The 17,223-nt window shown below is 32.7% G+C and carries 18 protein-coding genes; 7 read left to right on the top strand and 11 right to left on the bottom strand.

Annotation, left to right across the window (positions count from 1 at the left end):
* Positions 1–69 precede the first annotated feature (69 nt).
* From TD18_RS04085 to TD18_RS04045, 9 genes are all read right to left on the bottom strand, one after another.
* Positions 70–3,042, bottom strand: a complete 2,973-nt coding sequence (locus TD18_RS04085; protein WP_040248893.1) for a M16 family metallopeptidase — start codon at positions 3,040–3,042, stop codon at positions 70–72.
* Between the two features lie 103 nt (positions 3,043–3,145).
* Complete coding sequence (gene sucD / locus TD18_RS04080; RefSeq protein WP_040248890.1) at positions 3,146–4,018, bottom strand: succinate--CoA ligase subunit alpha; 873 nt, start codon at positions 4,016–4,018, stop codon at positions 3,146–3,148.
* 83 nt (positions 4,019–4,101) lie between these two features.
* On the bottom strand, positions 4,102–4,506 hold the full coding sequence (locus TD18_RS04075) for a nuclear transport factor 2 family protein (protein ID WP_040248887.1): 405 nt from the start codon (positions 4,504–4,506) through the stop codon (positions 4,102–4,104).
* Positions 4,503–5,441 (bottom strand): UDP-3-O-(3-hydroxymyristoyl)glucosamine N-acyltransferase, encoded by a 939-nt coding sequence (locus TD18_RS04070; RefSeq protein WP_040248885.1) that lies wholly within the window; start codon positions 5,439–5,441, stop codon positions 4,503–4,505. Before TD18_RS04070 ends, TD18_RS04075 begins: the two co-directional genes overlap by 4 nt.
* Positions 5,441–6,007 (bottom strand): elongation factor P, encoded by a 567-nt coding sequence (gene efp, locus TD18_RS04065; RefSeq protein ID WP_040248882.1) that lies wholly within the window; start codon positions 6,005–6,007, stop codon positions 5,441–5,443. The genes TD18_RS04070 and efp overlap by 1 nt, the downstream gene beginning before the upstream one ends.
* Before the next feature lie 123 nt (positions 6,008–6,130).
* A complete protein-coding gene (gene lpxA / locus TD18_RS04060; protein WP_040248879.1) occupies positions 6,131–6,916 on the bottom strand; it encodes an acyl-ACP--UDP-N-acetylglucosamine O-acyltransferase in 786 nt (261 codons plus the stop codon).
* Position 6,917: 1 nt separating this feature from the next.
* The gene (locus TD18_RS04055; RefSeq protein WP_040248876.1) at positions 6,918–8,324 is read right to left on the bottom strand and encodes a bifunctional UDP-3-O-[3-hydroxymyristoyl] N-acetylglucosamine deacetylase/3-hydroxyacyl-ACP dehydratase; all 1,407 of its coding nucleotides are present in this window, start codon (positions 8,322–8,324) and stop codon (positions 6,918–6,920) included.
* On the bottom strand, positions 8,311–9,339 hold the full coding sequence (gene lpxD, locus TD18_RS04050) for a UDP-3-O-(3-hydroxymyristoyl)glucosamine N-acyltransferase (RefSeq protein ID WP_040248875.1): 1,029 nt from the start codon (positions 9,337–9,339) through the stop codon (positions 8,311–8,313). Before lpxD ends, TD18_RS04055 begins: the two co-directional genes overlap by 14 nt.
* A gap of 189 nt (positions 9,340–9,528) precedes the next feature.
* Positions 9,529–10,752: an HD domain-containing protein gene (locus TD18_RS04045; RefSeq protein WP_040248872.1), complete on the bottom strand. Its 1,224-nt coding sequence runs from the start codon at positions 10,750–10,752 to the stop codon at positions 9,529–9,531.
* Positions 10,753–10,787: 35 nt separating this feature from the next.
* Here TD18_RS04045 and porX point away from each other — a divergent pair, with 35 nt between their 5' ends.
* From porX to TD18_RS04025, 5 genes are all read left to right on the top strand, one after another.
* Positions 10,788–12,341, top strand: coding sequence for a T9SS response regulator signal transducer PorX (gene porX, locus TD18_RS04040; protein WP_040248869.1), 1,554 nt, complete (start codon positions 10,788–10,790; stop codon positions 12,339–12,341).
* 130 nt (positions 12,342–12,471) lie between these two features.
* Positions 12,472–12,924, top strand: a complete 453-nt coding sequence (gene tsaE / locus TD18_RS04035) for a tRNA (adenosine(37)-N6)-threonylcarbamoyltransferase complex ATPase subunit type 1 TsaE (RefSeq protein WP_040248866.1) — start codon at positions 12,472–12,474, stop codon at positions 12,922–12,924.
* A 163-nt stretch (positions 12,925–13,087) separates the two neighbouring features.
* Positions 13,088–13,231: a hypothetical protein gene (locus TD18_RS17365; protein ID WP_162835788.1), complete on the top strand. Its 144-nt coding sequence runs from the start codon at positions 13,088–13,090 to the stop codon at positions 13,229–13,231.
* Between the two features lie 97 nt (positions 13,232–13,328).
* Positions 13,329–13,727 (top strand): hypothetical protein, encoded by a 399-nt coding sequence (locus tag TD18_RS04030; RefSeq protein WP_241480638.1) that lies wholly within the window; start codon positions 13,329–13,331, stop codon positions 13,725–13,727.
* Positions 13,728–13,919: 192 nt separating this feature from the next.
* Positions 13,920–14,273, top strand: a complete 354-nt coding sequence (locus tag TD18_RS04025) for a hypothetical protein (RefSeq protein ID WP_040248860.1) — start codon at positions 13,920–13,922, stop codon at positions 14,271–14,273.
* A 5-nt stretch (positions 14,274–14,278) separates the two neighbouring features.
* Here the strand turns inward: TD18_RS04025 and TD18_RS04020 are convergent, their stop codons facing one another.
* A complete protein-coding gene (locus TD18_RS04020; protein WP_040248857.1) occupies positions 14,279–14,878 on the bottom strand; it encodes a hypothetical protein in 600 nt (199 codons plus the stop codon).
* Between the two features lie 11 nt (positions 14,879–14,889).
* On the bottom strand, positions 14,890–15,462 hold the full coding sequence (locus TD18_RS04015; protein ID WP_040248854.1) for a hypothetical protein: 573 nt from the start codon (positions 15,460–15,462) through the stop codon (positions 14,890–14,892).
* Positions 15,463–15,554: 92 nt separating this feature from the next.
* On the opposite strand from TD18_RS04015, the gene TD18_RS04010 reads away from it, so the two are divergent.
* A complete protein-coding gene (locus TD18_RS04010) occupies positions 15,555–16,754 on the top strand; it encodes an alanine dehydrogenase (RefSeq protein WP_040248851.1) in 1,200 nt (399 codons plus the stop codon).
* A gap of 24 nt (positions 16,755–16,778) precedes the next feature.
* Positions 16,779–17,156 carry a DUF4258 domain-containing protein gene (locus tag TD18_RS04005; protein WP_040248848.1) on the top strand — a complete coding sequence of 126 codons (378 nt, stop codon included), beginning with the start codon at positions 16,779–16,781 and terminating at the stop codon, positions 17,154–17,156.
* The last annotated feature ends 67 nt before the right edge of the window (positions 17,157–17,223 follow it).

Raw genomic sequence — 17,223 nt, 5'->3', positions numbered from 1 at the left:
TAATTTGGTTTTAAAACCAAAAAAGCAGCTTCAAAATGAAGCTGCTTTTTACTTAAAGATGTCTTTAAATTACATTTTTATTTCTTCAGGCTTTTCATAATTGAAGAGGTAATCAATATCCATTTCTTGAACCTTACCTAATTTTTTAAGCGCTTGAAAATCAATATCTTTTTTGTTTCCAATAACCATAACGTTATAGTTTTCTCCTTTGATATTTGAATTAAAGAAATCGCGTAAATCGTCAATAGTCATATCTTTTATAGCATTGTACATTTCCTCTCTGTTATCATTGTCAATACCCAATTTCTTTAGACCTTCATACGTCCAGAAAATATTAGACTTTGTGATTCGTTGAGCAGCCAATTTCTTAAGTGTTGCTTCTTTAGCGGCATTAAATTGTTCTTCTGCTTCAGGCATATCAGACATTAAATCCATCATGGCATCAACAGCCTGTGGCATTTTATTAGCTTGCGTTCCAATATAAGCCATAACATAATTTGAATCCTCTTTCTTACTCGCTGTACTATAATTTGACCAAGCTGAATATGCTAAAGACTTTGACTCTCTAATTTCTTGGAATACAATTGACGACAAACCACTACCAAAGTATGTATTGAACAATCTTGAAGCAGCCATATTTTCGACTTTAAATGGATCACCTTTTGCTAAGAAAAGCATTTCAGATTGCACCATATCATAATCTACAAAATACACATTTCCACCAGTTTCCTTTTCTACATATGCCATAGCTTCAGGATAAGAATTTAATTGCTCAGGAAGTTTATGATGCTCGTTTAGTGCAGCAACTGCAGCGTCAGCATCTTTTCCATAATAAAAAATGCGTTGATTATAGTCTTTCATACTTTTAATGATATCTACTAATTCCTGAGGGTTCATTGCCTCCAACTCACTAATTTGATAAATATTTCTTAAACGAGAATTTTCTCCGTATTGGCCATAACTCATCAAACCACTGTAAAGAATATTTCCTTTTTGAGTTTTGTTATCTTGACGACCTTTAGCTATAGATTGTACGTATTTATTATAAGCTTCTTCATCAGGAACTGCATTATTCCATAAATGTTCTAACAATTCTAATCCTTTAGGCAAGTTTTCTTTTAAACCATTTAAACCAACATAAGTTGTTTCAGCACCAGCACTAACATAATAGTTGATCCCTAATTTATAAAATTCTTTCTTGAGTTCTTCAGCTGAATACTTATCGGTTCCAAGATATTCCATGTAACCAGCTGCAAGTCCTAATTTTTTATCATTGTCGCTTCCCATATCGAAAATGATATTCATATCAAATAAATCGTTTAAGTCATTTTTGATATAAGACACCTCAAGACCATTATCCATTTTAGTCGTTTTAATGGCCTCTTTATAATCTACATATTTTGGCTGAAGTGGTTCTGCTTCTTTATTGTTGAAATTAGTCAGGAATTCTGAACTTTTATCTCTGTTAACATTTACGGGTGTAATTCCAGGGTTTTGAACTTTTACAATCGACGTATCTTCACCTTGTCTTTTATAAGTTATGACATAATTATCTTTGTAAAATCCTTTAGCAAAATCAACTAATTCTTGCTTTGATATGGATTTTAGATCTTCCAAAAATTTCACACGATTATTCCAGTCTTCATGCTTAATAAATGCGTCAACATACATATTTGCTAATGCTGTACTATTTTCATATTGACGCGTCTGGTTAAGTTTTAAATCGTTAACAACAGCATCAATCATCCAGTCATCAAACTCTCCATTTTTCAATTTTTCAATTTGAGCTAACAGTAACAATTTAACTTCATCTAATGTTTGTCCGTCTTTTGGAGTACCATTAAAAGTATGATATCCGTATTCTTTTAAAATAGTTGGAGAACAGCCTGCTCTTTGCACAAGTTGCTGCTGATTAAGGTTTAGGTCGATTAAACCTGCATTTCCGTTAGCTAAAATCATATCACAAAGTGTGATTAATTTTTCTTGTTCGGTACCAGCGCCTTCAGTTCTGAATGCTATCGATACATTTTCAGCAGTTGGACCAAATACTTCTTTAACTACTGGAGAGGTGATTGGTTCTTCTTTTGGTAAGGTTGGATGCACAACATCTTTACTTTCTAATTTTCCGAAGGTATCATTCACCTTTTTAATAGTTTCGTCAAAATCAAAATCTCCAACTAAAACCATTGCCATATTATTTGGCACATAATATTTGTCAAAATAATTATGGATATCTACCATTGAAGGATTTTTTAAATGTTCTCCAGTACCAATGGTAGTTTGTTGTCCGTAAGGATGATTAGGAAATAAACCATCAAGCATTGCAGCATACATCTTTCTAAAGTCGTTATCCTGACCTCTATTAAACTCTTCGAAAACTGCTTCTAATTCGGTATGAAAAAGACGCAACACCAATTGACCGAAACGTTCTCCTTCAACCATTAACCACTTGTCTAATTCGTTGGTTGGAATTTTATTGGTGTATACAGTTTGTTCAAACCATGTGTAAGCGTTAGTACCAGTTGCACCTAATGAACTGATCATTTTATCATATTCATTCGCCACTGCATAATTGGAAGCCTCAAGAGACACTTCATCAATTTTCTTGTAGATTTCTTTCTTTTTTTCTGGGTCAGTTTCAGCTCTGTGTTGTTCATATAAATCTGAAATTTGATCTAAATACGTTTTTTCTTTTTCCCAATCTAACGAACTTATCTCATCAGTACCTTTAAATACCATATGCTCAAGATAGTGTGCTAATCCTGTAGATTCTTTAGGATCGTAGTTTGATCCTGCTCTTACAGCAATGTAGGTTTGAATTTTTGGCTCTTCAATGTTTTTGCTTAAATATACTTTCAGACCATTGTCTAAAGTATACAATCGTAAACCTGTTGGATCGTTAGCAACTGTTTCATAAGAAAAACCACTAGCATCTTTTTGAGACTCGACGGTGTATGCCAAATCTTTGTTGCTGTTTTCGGTTTTACAACTGTAAGCAAAAGCTACAAATGCAACCAAAGCAAATAATTTAATGTACTTCATGTTTGTGTAATAATATTGATTAGTATGTAAAAAAAAATCCGTTAGCTAAAATAGAGCTAACGGAATGATAACGTGATGTTTTTATATATATTTTAACAGAGGATTAACTAATAACTTCTGCTACCTTTTTACCGATTTCAGCAGGAGAATCCACAACGTGAATACCACACTCTCTCATAATCGCTTTTTTAGCTTGAGCAGTATCATCACTTCCGCCAACAATGGCACCTGCGTGACCCATTGTGCGTCCAGCAGGAGCAGTTTCACCTGCTATAAATCCGACTACGGGTTTCTTACTACCACTATTTTGATACCATTTAGCTGCGTCAGCTTCCAATTGACCACCAATTTCACCTATCATAACCACACATTCAGTTTCTGGATCATTAATTAACAACTCAACAGCTTCTTTAGTTGTAGTTCCAATAATTGGATCGCCACCAATACCGATAGCAGTTGTAATTCCTAAGCCTTGTTTCACAACCTGATCAGCAGCTTCGTAAGTTAAAGTTCCAGATTTAGAAACAATACCTACTTTCCCTTTTTTGAATACGAAACCAGGCATGATCCCAACTTTTGCTTCTCCGGGTGTAATTACACCAGGGCAATTAGGACCAATTAAGCGACAATCTTTTCCTTTAATATAATTTGAGGCTTTAATCATATCTGCAACAGGAATGCCTTCTGTAATAGTAATAATCACTTTAATACCAGCTTCAGCTGCTTCCATTATGGCATCTGCAGCAAATGCAGGTGGAACAAAAATAATAGTCGTATCTGCTCCAACTTTATCTACAGCTTCTTGAACTGTATTAAAAACAGGCTTATCTAAGTGCATTTGACCTCCTTTTCCCGGAGTAACACCACCAACAACATTGGTTCCATAATCAATCATTTGACCAGCGTGAAATGTACCTTCACTACCTGTAAATCCTTGAACTATTATTTTTGAATCTTTGTTAACTAAAACGCTCATTTGTGTTTGATTTTTTTATTGAATTTTTAATTAGTAATTCGTTGTGCAAAAATAAGTTTTTTGATACTGATTAATAAACCTTTTTAAACTTTTATTTCTGCGTAAGAGTTTAAGCTTTCAGAACTAGCGTCAGCCAATTGACTTATCTCAAATCCTCTGAAGAGTTTATCATCTTTAACTTCCCAAATTGATATAAAATGGGCAATAGCATCTTCTTTTTCAGGTCGTTCAATGGTTGTAGCGTAAATCGTGTATCTAGACGTTACAACATTATTGTCTTCTAACAGATGGCTTACTCTAAATTTAAATGAGAGATATGATTTTTGAACACCAGAAAGCATATGCTCAACCCCTTTATAATCTAGTTTAGAGAATCCTTTACTACTATTCCAATTTAACTCACAATCGTTGTGAAAGAAATCCATTATAGACTCATCTATGGCTAAATCGGATTGATAAAATTTTCTAACAATATCTTTTGAACTCATTTTAATTTTTTTAGTTCTTCTAAAATTCTAGGAATTTGTTTAATCGAAGCTAAGCGTTTTAATTCCAAACGTGCTTCTTGTATAGGTGTTCCCCAATATACCTTTCCGCCTTCTATGGATTTAGTAACACCTGCTTGTGCTTGTACAACAGCTTTTGCACCTATAGTGATTCCACTAGCTGTGCCTACTTGTCCCCAAATTGTCACTTCATCTTCAATAACGACGCAACCAGCAATTCCAGTTTGAGAAGCGATTAGACATTTTTTTCCAATAATCGTATCGTGACCAACTTGAATCTGATTATCTAATTTTGTTCCATCTCCAATGGTTGTGTCACCAGTAACACCTTTATCAATTGTACAACAAGCACCAATATCGACATGATTACCAATAACAACTCGTCCGCCAGAAAGTAATTGATCATAACCTTCCGGACGTTTCTTGTAGTAAAATCCGTTAGCACCTAAAACAGTACCAGAATGAATGGTGACATTATTACCAATAACGGTATTATCATAAATACTTACATTAGAATGAATGATACAATTATCACCAATTATCACGTTGTTACCAACAAACGTATTCGGTTGAATAACTGTATGCTCACCAATTTTTGCTGAAGGAGAAATTGAGTTTTGAGAGGACTGAAATGGTCTAAAATATTGTGTGAGCTTGTTAAAATCTCTGAAAGGATCATCACTAATTAAAAGGGCTTTACCCTCTGGACACTCAACTTGTTTATTTATAAGAACAACTGTAGCTGCTGACTCTAATGCTTTATTGTAGTATTTTGGATGATCAACGAAAACAATATCTCCAGATTCAACCACATGAATTTCATTCATTCCTAGTACAGGAAAATCGTCAGTTCCTACAAATTCTGTAGAAATAATTGTTGCAATCTCTTTAAGTGTATACGGTTTAGGAAACTTCATTAGTCCTTGATACGTTCTTTATACGTTCCTTTTTCTGTTTCAATTTTTATTTTATCACCTTCATTAATAAATAAAGGCACATTAACTTCTGCTCCAGTTTCTACAGTAGCAGGTTTAGTTGCATTTGTTGCGGTATTCCCTTTAACTCCAGGTTCAGTTGCTGTAACTTCTAAAATTACTGTCGCTGGCATATCAACTGAAAGAGGCATGTTATCTTCAGTATTAATAAGAATTGTAACTACTTCACCTTCTTTCAGCAAATCAGTTCTATCAATAGCAGCTTCTAAGAGTCTAATTTGCGTGTAATCTGCTTCGTTCATAAAATGATAAAACTCACCATCGTTGTATAAGAATTGAAATTTATGAGTTTCAACTCGAACGTCATCAATTTTATGACCTGCAGAAAACGTATTATCTAAAACTTTACCAGTAGTAACACTTTTCATTTTAGTTCTTACAAATGCTGGTCCTTTACCTGGTTTTACATGAAGAAACTCTATAATTTTGTAAATATCGTTGTTGTATTTGATACACAATCCGTTTCTTATATCTGAAGTACTTGCCATTTTATTAGTGTTAAGTTGTTTATTCGTTAAGTAATGTGAGTTGTTCTAAAAATCGAAAGAAAACAGCTCTTATTTTATATTGTTAGTAATCAATTATTTATTAAATCTATTTAAACCTTTGCTTTAATTTGATTTAAAATAACCTTTCATGATTCCTCGATGAGAATTCTTTATAAACTGAAGAATTTCATCACGTTCAGGAGTGGCTTCCATTTCGGCTTCAATTAAATCGGAAGCTTGTGTATTATTATAATTTTTTTGATAGAGCATCCTGTAAATATCTTGGATTTCTCTAATCTTTTCTGTAGAAAATCCACGTCGACGTAAACCAACCGAATTGATACCTACATAAGATAACGGTTCACGACCAGCTTTTACAAAAGGTGGCACATCTTTTCTCACTAGGGAACCTCCTGTAACGAAAGCATGATTTCCTATAGAGCAAAACTGATGTACAGCTGTCATACCAGCTAAAACAACAAAATCTCCAACATTAATATGACCAGCTAATGTGCTGTTATTTGAAAAAATACAATTGTTTCCAACGATACAATCATGAGCGACATGGCAATATGCCATAATTAGACAATTATTACCTATAACTGTTTTCATCCTGTCGGTTGTCCCTCTGTTGATTGTTACACATTCTCTTATGGTAACATTATCACCAATAATAGTTAATGTATCTTCATCATTGTATTTTAAATCCTGAGGTACAGCAGAAATCACTGATCCAGGAAAGATATTACAATTTTTACCAATACGAGCACCTTCCATTATGGTTACGTTACTCCCAATCCAAGTACCTTCTCCAATTGTCACATTACTGTAAATTGTTGTAAAAGGTTCGATGACTACATTCTTGGCGATTTTTGCTCCAGGATGTACATATGCTAAAGGTTGGTTCATTTTATTTTACTTTTGAAATTTGTGCCATTAACTCAGCTTCTGCGCAAAGTTTTCCATTGGCATAAGCGTAACCTTGCATGTGACAAATACCTCGTCTTATAGGAGTAATTAAGTCACATTTAAATATGAGTGTGTCACCAGGAACAACTTTTTGTTTGAATTTTACTTTATCAATTTTCATAAAGAACGTTAAATAATTCTCAGGATCTGGTACAGTACTAAGCACGAGAATGCCTCCAGTTTGCGCCATTGCCTCAACAATAAGAACACCAGGCATTACAGGAGCTCCAGGAAAATGCCCTTTAAAAAACTCTTCATTCATGGTCACATTTTTCATGCCTATGACGTGAGAATCTGAAAGTTCAAATACTTTATCCAATAAGAGGAATGGTTGCCTGTGTGGTAACATATCCATAATTTGAATAATATCCATTAGAGGCTCTTGATTCAAATCTATTTGCGGCACGTTATTACGACGCTCATTTTTTATAATTTTAGAAATTTTCTTAGCAAACTGAGTATTGATATAATGCCCAGGTTTATTGGCTATTACTTTTCCTTTTATTCGAGTTCCAATCAATGCCAAATCGCCAACAACATCAAGTAATTTGTGTCTGGCAGCTTCATTAGGATGATGTAGTGTTAGATTATCTAAAATACCATTAGGTTTAATAGCAATAGAATCTTTTTTAAACGCTATTTTTAATTTCTCCATAGTATCAGGTGATAATTCTTTATCAACATATACTATTGCATTATTGAGATCGCCTCCTTTTATCAAACCATTTTCAAGCAAAGTTTCAAGCTCATGCAAAAAACTAAAGGTTCTTGAATCTGAAATATCTTCTTTAAAATCTGAAATATGATTTAGAGTTGCATTTTGAGTTCCGAGAACTTTGGTTCCGAAATCGACCATAGCAGTCACCTGATATTCTTTAGATGGCATCACGATAATTTCGCTGCCAGACTCTTCATCGGAGTAAGATATCACATCGGTTACAACATATTCTTCACGAAAATCGTCTTGTTCGGTAATACCTGCTTTTTCAAGAGCTTCAACAAAAAACTTGGAAGAACCATCCATAATTGGAGGTTCAGAAGCATCGAGTTCAACAATGGCGTTATCAATATCTAGACCAACCAATGCAGCTAAAACGTGTTCAGATGTTTGAATGGTAACCCCATTTTTTTCGAGACAAGTACCTCGTTGCGTATTTGTTACATAATTTGCATCTGCTTCAATAACAGGAGAACCCTCGAGATCTACGCGCTTAAAAGAAAACCCGTTATTTACTGGAGCAGGACAAAACGTAAGTTTCACATCTTTTCCAGTGTGTAAACCAACACCTGTTAGAGATACTTCTTTTTGTATCGTTCTTTGCTTAACGTCTGTTTTAATTATTGCCATTTACTTTCTTTTCTAAATCATTTATCGTTTTAACAATCTTTGGGAGATTTTTAAAATATACATAAGACTTGTTCCAATCTCCATAATTAAATGATGGTGAGCCTTGTAGAATTTCATTGTCTTTCACATGACGACCAATACCTGATTGCGCCTGTATTCTCACATTATTTCCAATAGTAAGATGACCAACGATTCCGACCTGACCACCTATTAAGCAGTTTTCACCTATTTTTGTAGAACCTGCAACACCTGTTTGGGCAGCTATAACTGTATTTTTACCGATTTCTACATTATGAGCAATCTGAATTTGATTGTCTAGTTTGACACCTTTTCTAATAATTGTTGAACCTAAGGTGGCTCTGTCAATTGTAGTTGCTGCTCCAATGTCTACATAATCTTCAATAATGACATTTCCAATTTGTGGTACTTTACTATATTCTCCATTTTCATCTGGAACAAAACCAAAACCATCAGCACCAACAATTACTCCAGAATTGATAACACAATGATGACCAATTAGTGATTCGGAATATATCTTAGCTCCAGCAAAAACGATGGTATGATCACCTATAGTTACATTATCGCCAATGTAAGCATTGGGAAAAATCTTAACATGGTTGCCAATACGCACATTATTACCAATGTAACTAAACGCACCAACGTACACATCATCTCCTAGAGTAGCTGAATCTGATATAAACGAAGGCTGTTCAACACCTTGCTTATTAAGCTTCACTTGGTTATAATATTCTAATAACTTCGAAAAAGATTTATAAGCATCTTCTACTTTTATTAAGGTCGTGCTTATCTCATGTTCTGGCTTGAACGTTTTATTAACAATGGTTATGGAAGCTTTGGTCGAATAAATAAATGAGGTGTACTTAGGATTTGACAGAAAGGTTAATGAGCCTTTTGTTCCTTCTTCTATCTTTGAAAGCTTAGAAACTTCAACATCAGGATTCCCTACAATGTCTCCTTCTAAGATTCCAGCTATCTGTTGTGCTGTAAACTTCATTCTCGCAAAAATAGAAAAAATGTATCACATATTTATAGTAGATATAGAGTAGTTTATATTTTAGAAACGGAAGATGCAAAGTTGTCAGTTGTTTAGCTTCATAATTTTCATCTAAATAGCAATTATATTTATTGTGAAATTACAACAAATCAATTCATTATATTTAAATAATACCTGACGAAATTTGAACTAGTCTTTTGGAAAGCAGATGTAATATTTTGTCACTGGTTTTGACAAAGCTTTTATATTAAATTGGTCTGAAGCCTTAACGATATCTACCACTTTTCCGGATTTTTGCAGAATTTTAATGGCTTGCATTTTTGATTGATACGCCTGATTAGAAATACTATCGATAAACACGAAATATTCGGCTTCTTCTCTAGTGATATTGTACTTTTCAATTAATTTCTGAAGATGGGAATTTAATAATTTTTGTGTTATAGGCTTATTTTTTAGCTTGATTTTTAAGAGATTTCTATTGATTATCATTTCGCATAACTGACTAAGTACAAAATCGTCATGGTATTGCCATTCTTTCATTGCTGAAATGATATCAGTATCGTCAAGCTTAGAAAAGGTTTCTAAAGTTTCATCATCAAAATTTTCTAAGGATACTTCATTCGTTAAAAAAAATTGTAAAGCTTTGCTTGACTGAAGTTGCACACCTTTATTCGTTAACTCTTTCGCACGTTTTAAAACTCTGGTTAATAATTGCTCTGCAACTAATCCCGTTTTATGTAAATAGACTTGCCAATACATGAAGCGTCTTGCCACCAAAAATTTTTCAACACTATAAATTCCTTTTTCTTCTACAACCAACCTGTCATTTTCAACATTTAACATGGTAATTAAACGCTCACTATTTACATTTCCTTCTGCAACTCCTGTGTAAAAACTATCACGTTTTAAATAATCTGCGCGATCCATATCTAACTGACTCGAAATTAACTCGCATAAAAACGGTCGCTCATACTCTCCCTTAAAAATTTTAATGGCAAGCGTTAAACTTCCGTTAAATTCCTTATTGAGTTTTTCCATAAATAACAGTGAAATTTCTTCATGCGATACACCATTAACAATGCTGTGCTCCATCGCATGAGAAAAAGGTCCGTGACCAATATCATGTAATAAAATAGCTGAATACAAAGCTTGTTCTTCTTCTTCAGAAATCGTAACCTCCTTAAAACGAAGCACATTGATTGCTTTTTGCATTAAATGCATACAACCAATGGCATGATGAAAACGCGTATGATTTGCGCCTGGATAGACTAAATAGGACAAACCCATTTGTGTGATCCGACGTAATCTCTGAAAATATTTATGTTCAATTAAATCGAAAATTTGAGAATTCGGAATCGTAATAAATCCGTAAATTGGATCGTTAAAGATTTTAAGTTTGTTACTTGTCATCAAACTTTAAAGTTTACATTAATTTTAAACAAATATACATGAACACTATAAATATTCTTTGGGTTGACGATGAAATCGATCTTTTAAAACCTCATATCCTCTTTTTAGAACAAAAACAATACAAGGTTACGACTTGCCAAAGCGGCACCGAAGCTCTAGAAATAATTGATGATTCTAATTTTGACATTGTTTTTTTAGACGAAAATATGCCAGGATTAACAGGATTAGAAACACTGAATGAAATTAAAGAAAGGCGAGCCAATCTTCCTGTGGTAATGATTACCAAGAGTGAAGAAGAATATATTATGGAAGAAGCTATTGGTAATAAAATTGCCGATTATCTCATAAAGCCTGTAAATCCGAATCAGATTTTGTTGAGTTTGAAAAAGAATCTCGATCATTCTCGATTGGTTTCTGAAAAGACAACATCAAACTATCAGCAGGAATTCAGAAAAATTGCGATGGATTTATCTATGGTGAATTCCTTTGAAGAATGGACCGATCTGTATCAAAAATTGGTGTATTGGGAATTACGGCTTGAAGATATTGAAGATGTTGGCATGACTGAAATTCTTGAGTCTCAGAAAAATGAAGCCAATCATCAATTCGGAAAATTTATTGAAAAAAATTATAAAGATTGGTTTGATCATAGAAACGAAGCACCAACCTTATCGCATACGCTTTTTAAAGACAAAGTTGTTCCTGAATTGAGTGATAAACAACCAACGCTTTTAGTAGTGATTGATAATTTACGTTATGACCAATGGAAAGCCTTTGAACCTATCGTTAACAATTATTATAAGAAAGTTTCTGAAACACCATTTTACAGTATTTTACCTACAGCAACTCAATATGCAAGAAATGCTATTTTTTCAGGCTTAATGCCAAGCGATATGGAGCGTTTACACCCAAAACTCTGGAAAAACGACACAGATGAAGGTGGTAAAAACCTGTATGAAGATGAGTTTTTGCAAGGCCAATTAAAACGTTTAGGACTTCAGAATTTAAAAACAGAATATCATAAAATCACCAATCTTAAATCTGGAAAGCGACTGGTTGAAAACTTCAAAACATTAAAGGATAATGACCTTTCAGTAATAGTTTACAATTTTGTAGATATGTTGTCGCATTCAAAAACAGAGATGGATGTTGTTAAAGAATTGGCTTCAAACGATAAAGCGTATCGATCATTGACCGTAAGTTGGTTTAAAAATTCACCATTATTAGAAATGATTCAGCAGGCGCAACAATTAGGCTTCAAATTAATTTTAACAACAGATCACGGAACCATAAACGTTAAGAATCCTTCAAAAGTAATTGGCGACAGAGATACAAGTTTAAATTTACGTTATAAAACTGGCCGAAGCCTTACCTATGAAGACAAAGAAGTTTTAGCTGTTAAAGATCCTGAAAGTATTTGTTTACCCAGTATTACAATGAGTAGTTCGTTTATTTTTGCAAAAAGTGATTACTTTTTAGCCTACCCGAACAATTATAATCACTACGTAAGCTATTACAGAAATACCTATCAACATGGTGGTGTATCTTTGGAAGAAATGATCATTCCATTTGTGGTGATGAATCCGAAGTAAAATATCTATGTACTGCAAAAAAATCCGTTGAAATACACTTTTTCCTAGTTTTTTTCAATTTTTATGCGTATCATTGCCTATAAATTTTTCTTAAAGAAGAGCTTTGAGTTAAAAAATTTAGCACAATACTGTGGAAATAGATTATAACATACATGAATTAGAGTCGGTAGCGACTCAGCTTTTGAAGCAAATCAATTCAAAAATTGTTTTGTTACAAGGCGACATGGGAGCTGGAAAAACAACACTCATAAAAGCCATTGTTAAGGCACTTGGTAGTTCAGATGATGTTACGAGTCCGACATTTTCTATAGTTAACGAATATCAAACTTCAAACGGAGTTAAGATTTTTCATTTTGATATGTATCGTATAGAAGATGAAATGGAAGCCTTAAACTTTGGTTTTGAAGACTATTTAAATTCAGAAAAAAACTGGTTATTTATTGAGTGGCCAGATAACGTGGTAAACTTACTTCCAGACGAGGTAAGTGAGATCACAATTATAGGAAACAATAAGACCTCAAGAACCCTCAAATTGAGCCAAAACGAATTATTAACCCAAAAACCTGCTTATGAGCGTTGCTAAATGCAATAATAAATAGACCACCTTACATCGCATAATTACTGGTAAGTACGGAAAAACCGTAACTATAAGTCGATTAATTGAGTTGTTTTTAACACTCGTTTTAACTGTTTAAAGTATAAGCCTATCTTATATTTGAACAATTAATTAATTAATCCCTTATATTATGAAAACAAAAAAGTATGTATTAGCCATTGCGATTTTCGGTGGAATGCTATTCACAGCTCAAGCAACTGATTTAATCGATCTAGATGGACAAATTAAAACAGAAATCGACAAAGCAAAAGTCAAAGTCCCTACTCACGGATAGTAGACTTAGCACTAAAAGTATAGCAAGCGGGAGTTTTGTAGGTGTATTAATCGCCTTAACTCCTGTTTTCTTTTATTCATATAATTACGTCCCTCAAGTGAAAGTTTGGGACACTTTTTTATTTACATATGATAGTGGCTTTTATGAAGACGCCAAAACTAGTGTTTGGATGATTTTCTCAAAAGTGACTCCATTGGCACTGTTATTTATTTGGTTTTTCACTTGCCGTCATTGGTGGTATCATGCCATATTAGTCCCAATTGCTATGTATATTTATCAAATTATTGGAACTGTTAATGATGATGTTCAATTCTTTGATAATTTTGATTTAATTTATATCGTGCCTATAATGGCCATTGTTATTCCTTCAATTTATTTAATCAGAGCTAAAATGTTTAATAAAATAATTGATGCTGATAAGACTATGGAAGAGTTAGAACAAGAATTCATGATCAAACCTACTACGTTTTGGGGAAAAGTGAAACAGTATTTTTAAACCATTCTTAATAAAACTTAATATAAGACACAGCTCATTAGGCTGTGTTTTTTTATGCAAATACTTTTAATTTAAATCAAAAATATAGAATATGTTCTACAATATCTATATATATCAGATAAAAAAATTACATTTGTATAAATTATAACATATAATTTACTCTTAATTAATCCCTATATACCCTATTTAATAATGAGTAAAACCATACATCGTATTATAGAACTTGTTTCTGAATTAAATTTAAGTGCTCGACAATTTGATATGTCTATTGGAACTGCCAATGGCTATATCTTACGTATGAAAAAAAACAATGCCTCAGTTGGTAGTGATGTCATTGAGCGCATCGTTAAAGAATATCCTCAAGTCAATTTAGTGTGGCTTATCACAGGTAAAGGTGATATGTTTATTACAGAACAAGCTAGACCTAAAACAAGAACAACTAAGGAAATTGAGGCTTATATTGACGACAGACTAAAATCTAAATGGACTGACGAAAAGAAAGCGCTTTTAGATGAGATTTTAAAAGAAATTTCAGATTCAAAATAATAAAATCAAATTGAAATTTGATCTCTTAAAGCTATGAGTTTAATCAAGTAATCTTTTTTACTTATCCCTTCTTTTTCTTTATTTAAATCTGATAGTTCTTTTTTAATCTTTGAATATACCTTTGGATGAATCATTGAAGTTTTAAGCATTTCATTACTAATTTCATCATTAATTTTTAGCCTATGAAATCTCTTATTATAACCCAATCTCCTAGACAATAAAAGTAAGAATATTGAAAAAGGAATGGAAATTAAAAAACTATTAGGAAAATCAAATTCATGTTTAAAACCATAGTCTACAACATAAAAATTAACACAAATTTTATAAATTTCAACATAAATAGGTATGAGTATTATCAACCTCCATCTATGTAAACACGTTAAAAACCAAATTGACAATATGGAAAGAGTTAAAAATTTAACACTTAATATCCAAAAATAGTATTCTACACTCTTATAAAAGCCTGAATCAATTTCAAACCAATTTGTTTTCCATATACTGATTTCAATAGGTGCAACATTGTATATAAAAAAAATAAATGGTAAAATCATTATTGAAATTAAAACCCAAATATCAGTTTTTAGAATTTTTGTTTTAACATACATCTTAATACTTGTTAAATTTTATAAAATTCATTTCTAAGAGAAATAAGTTCTTCTAAATATTTGACATCTTTAACATTGGTAGATTTTTCCTTTCTTAGCTCATTTAGCTTTTTATTTAACTGACATATTTCGTTGTTTTTATCTTCGTAAAGTTCAAAAAACAAGTGGTCAATTTCAACGTCCAAATGAAATTTCAAATCCTTAGCTAAATTATAATTACTTATTTTTTTTGATATAAATAATAATAACAGAATGATAGGTATTGTGATTGGTAAACTTGTTAAATACTCTATTCGATCAACATGAAATTGATTCGGATTGAAAATACTTATTAATTTAAGTAATTCAATAGTAATTATCACTAAAATAGATGATTTCCACCAATGTTTACAAGTGAAATACCAAACAAGACAAATTATAATAATTAGAATTTTCATTTTTGAATGGTAGATTAAGTTCTCTACGTCATAAAACTCAAACTTATTACCATCATAATCTAATATTAAATCATCTAAAAAATACCCAAAAGTTATACCTAATATTATAAATATTATTATTATATCTTTAAGTTTAAACTCTATCATAGTTATAGAAAATTATCTACATCTAATATATAAATTTTTATTTTAACAATTCAAATAATTATTTGTAATTTGAAGTTTCAATTTTTAGCTACATGAGTAAATCTAGATCTCCTTTTACTAAAGCACAATTACTTCCTCAGGAAGAAACCCTTGAAATTTTAAAACAAAAAGGCAATCTGTTTATAGGAATCCCTAAAGAAACCTATTTCCAGGAAAAACGTGTTTGCCTCACGCCAGATGCTGTCTCAGCATTAGTGACCAATGGCCATCGTGTGATGATTGAATCTGGTGCTGGTGAAGGTGCTAATTTTAAAGATAAGACTTACAGTGAAGCTGGTGCAGAAGTCACTAAAGACACAGCAAAAGTTTACTCCTGTCCTATTATTCTTAAAGTAGAACCACCATCTCTTGATGAAATTAAATTGATCAATCCGCAAACGCTGCTCATTTCTGCTTTACAATTAAAAACGCAACATAAATCTTATTTCCAAGCTCTGGCGTCCAAACGTATTACAGCTTTGGCTTTCGAATTCATTAAAGATGAAGATGGTGCTTATCCTGCTGTTCGTTCTTTGAGTGAAATTGCCGGAACTGCCTCTATACTCATTGCTTCAGAATTACTATCAAATGTTAATGGTGGTAACGGATTAATGTTTGGAAACATCAGTGGTGTACCTCCTGTTGAGGTTGTAATTATAGGTGCTGGAACTGTTGGCGAATTTGCTGCGCGCTCTGCCTTAGGCTTAGGCGCGAATGTTAAAGTATTTGATAATTCTATTACCAAATTACGGTGTATTCAATCTAATTTAGGTCGAACTATTTACACCTCAACTCTACAACCGAAAAATTTAATCAAAGCGTTAAAACGTTGTGACGTGGCTATTGGTGCTGTCCGAGGAAAGAACAGATCTCCTGTTATTGTTACAGAACCAATGGTTGACAGTATGAAAGCTGGTGCTGTGATTATCGATGTTAGTATAGATATGGGTGGCTGCTTTGAAACCAGCGAAGTTACTAATCACGATAAACCTACATTTGAATACAACGGTATCACCCATTATTGTGTTCCTAACATTCCTGCAAGATATTCACGATCGGCTTCCGTGTCGATTAGTAATATCTTTACACCTTATTTATTAAAAATTGCCGAAGATGGTGGCATAGAAAATGCCATCCGTTTTGATCGTGGTTTAAAAAATGGGTTGTATTTTTACCACGGAATTTTAACCAATAAATCGGTCGCAGATTGGTTTGACTTAGACTGCAGTGATGTGAATTTGTTGATTTTCTAAAAAACAGAAGATTTAAGCTTTATTATGAAATTAATACACCGAATTGGCTACTACTTAGGCGGCTTTTCTATCGGACTCGTAGTCCTTGCCTTTTTTCTCAGCGGAAAAAAAACATCATGCGATTATAGCCCAAACGCCAGAACCATCAAAAACATTTCCAAAAAAAAGAAAACATATACTGATGTTGCAATGGTAACCATGAATACTTACAGCTTAGATACATTAGACGTGAGCAACCTTATAAAAACAGGAGACGTTAATTTTTCAGAAAGCGACACTAAAACTGATGGCTGTAAAACTTACCTTATTGAAAACACCTACAAAAACAAAGACTTAGAGATGCTTGTCAAAAATTGTGATTCGACAGCAACAATTTTGTCTTTAGAATTTGTAAAGAATTAGTCAATTTTCCTCAATAAAAAATGCCAACACATTCTAAAGAATATATTGGCATAAGACTAACATAAAT

Origin of the sequence: Psychroserpens mesophilus, assembly GCF_000826645.1 — a bacterium.
In the GTDB taxonomy this organism is placed as follows: Bacteria; Bacteroidota; Bacteroidia; order Flavobacteriales; family Flavobacteriaceae; genus Psychroserpens; species Psychroserpens mesophilus.
The sequence above is the reverse complement of the archived record's forward strand: the minus strand, read 5'-3'. Positions and strand labels throughout refer to the sequence as shown.

Excerpts from the sequence above, each read along its gene's own strand:
- TD18_RS04005 (WP_040248848.1), top strand. The coding sequence starts at position 16,779 with ATGAAATTAATACACCGAATTGGCTACTACTTAGGCGGCTTTTCTATC.
- sucD (WP_040248890.1), bottom strand. The coding sequence starts at position 4,018 with ATGAGCGTTTTAGTTAACAAAGATTCAAAAATAATAGTTCAAGGATTT.
- porX (WP_040248869.1), top strand. The coding sequence starts at position 10,788 with ATGAACACTATAAATATTCTTTGGGTTGACGATGAAATCGATCTTTTA.
- TD18_RS04055 (WP_040248876.1), bottom strand. The coding sequence starts at position 8,324 with ATGGCAATAATTAAAACAGACGTTAAGCAAAGAACGATACAAAAAGAA.
- TD18_RS04070 (WP_040248885.1), bottom strand. The coding sequence starts at position 5,441 with ATGAAGTTTCCTAAACCGTATACACTTAAAGAGATTGCAACAATTATT.
- TD18_RS04025 (WP_040248860.1), top strand. The coding sequence starts at position 13,920 with ATGAGTAAAACCATACATCGTATTATAGAACTTGTTTCTGAATTAAAT.
- efp (WP_040248882.1), bottom strand. The coding sequence starts at position 6,007 with ATGGCAAGTACTTCAGATATAAGAAACGGATTGTGTATCAAATACAAC.
- lpxD (WP_040248875.1), bottom strand. The coding sequence starts at position 9,339 with ATGAAGTTTACAGCACAACAGATAGCTGGAATCTTAGAAGGAGACATT.
- TD18_RS04015 (WP_040248854.1), bottom strand. The coding sequence starts at position 15,462 with ATGATAGAGTTTAAACTTAAAGATATAATAATAATATTTATAATATTA.
- lpxA (WP_040248879.1), bottom strand. The coding sequence starts at position 6,916 with ATGAACCAACCTTTAGCATATGTACATCCTGGAGCAAAAATCGCCAAG.
- TD18_RS04010 (WP_040248851.1), top strand. The coding sequence starts at position 15,555 with ATGAGTAAATCTAGATCTCCTTTTACTAAAGCACAATTACTTCCTCAG.
- TD18_RS17365 (WP_162835788.1), top strand. The coding sequence starts at position 13,088 with ATGAAAACAAAAAAGTATGTATTAGCCATTGCGATTTTCGGTGGAATG.
- TD18_RS04085 (WP_040248893.1), bottom strand. The coding sequence starts at position 3,042 with ATGAAGTACATTAAATTATTTGCTTTGGTTGCATTTGTAGCTTTTGCT.
- TD18_RS04020 (WP_040248857.1), bottom strand. The coding sequence starts at position 14,878 with ATGTATGTTAAAACAAAAATTCTAAAAACTGATATTTGGGTTTTAATT.
- TD18_RS04075 (WP_040248887.1), bottom strand. The coding sequence starts at position 4,506 with ATGAGTTCAAAAGATATTGTTAGAAAATTTTATCAATCCGATTTAGCC.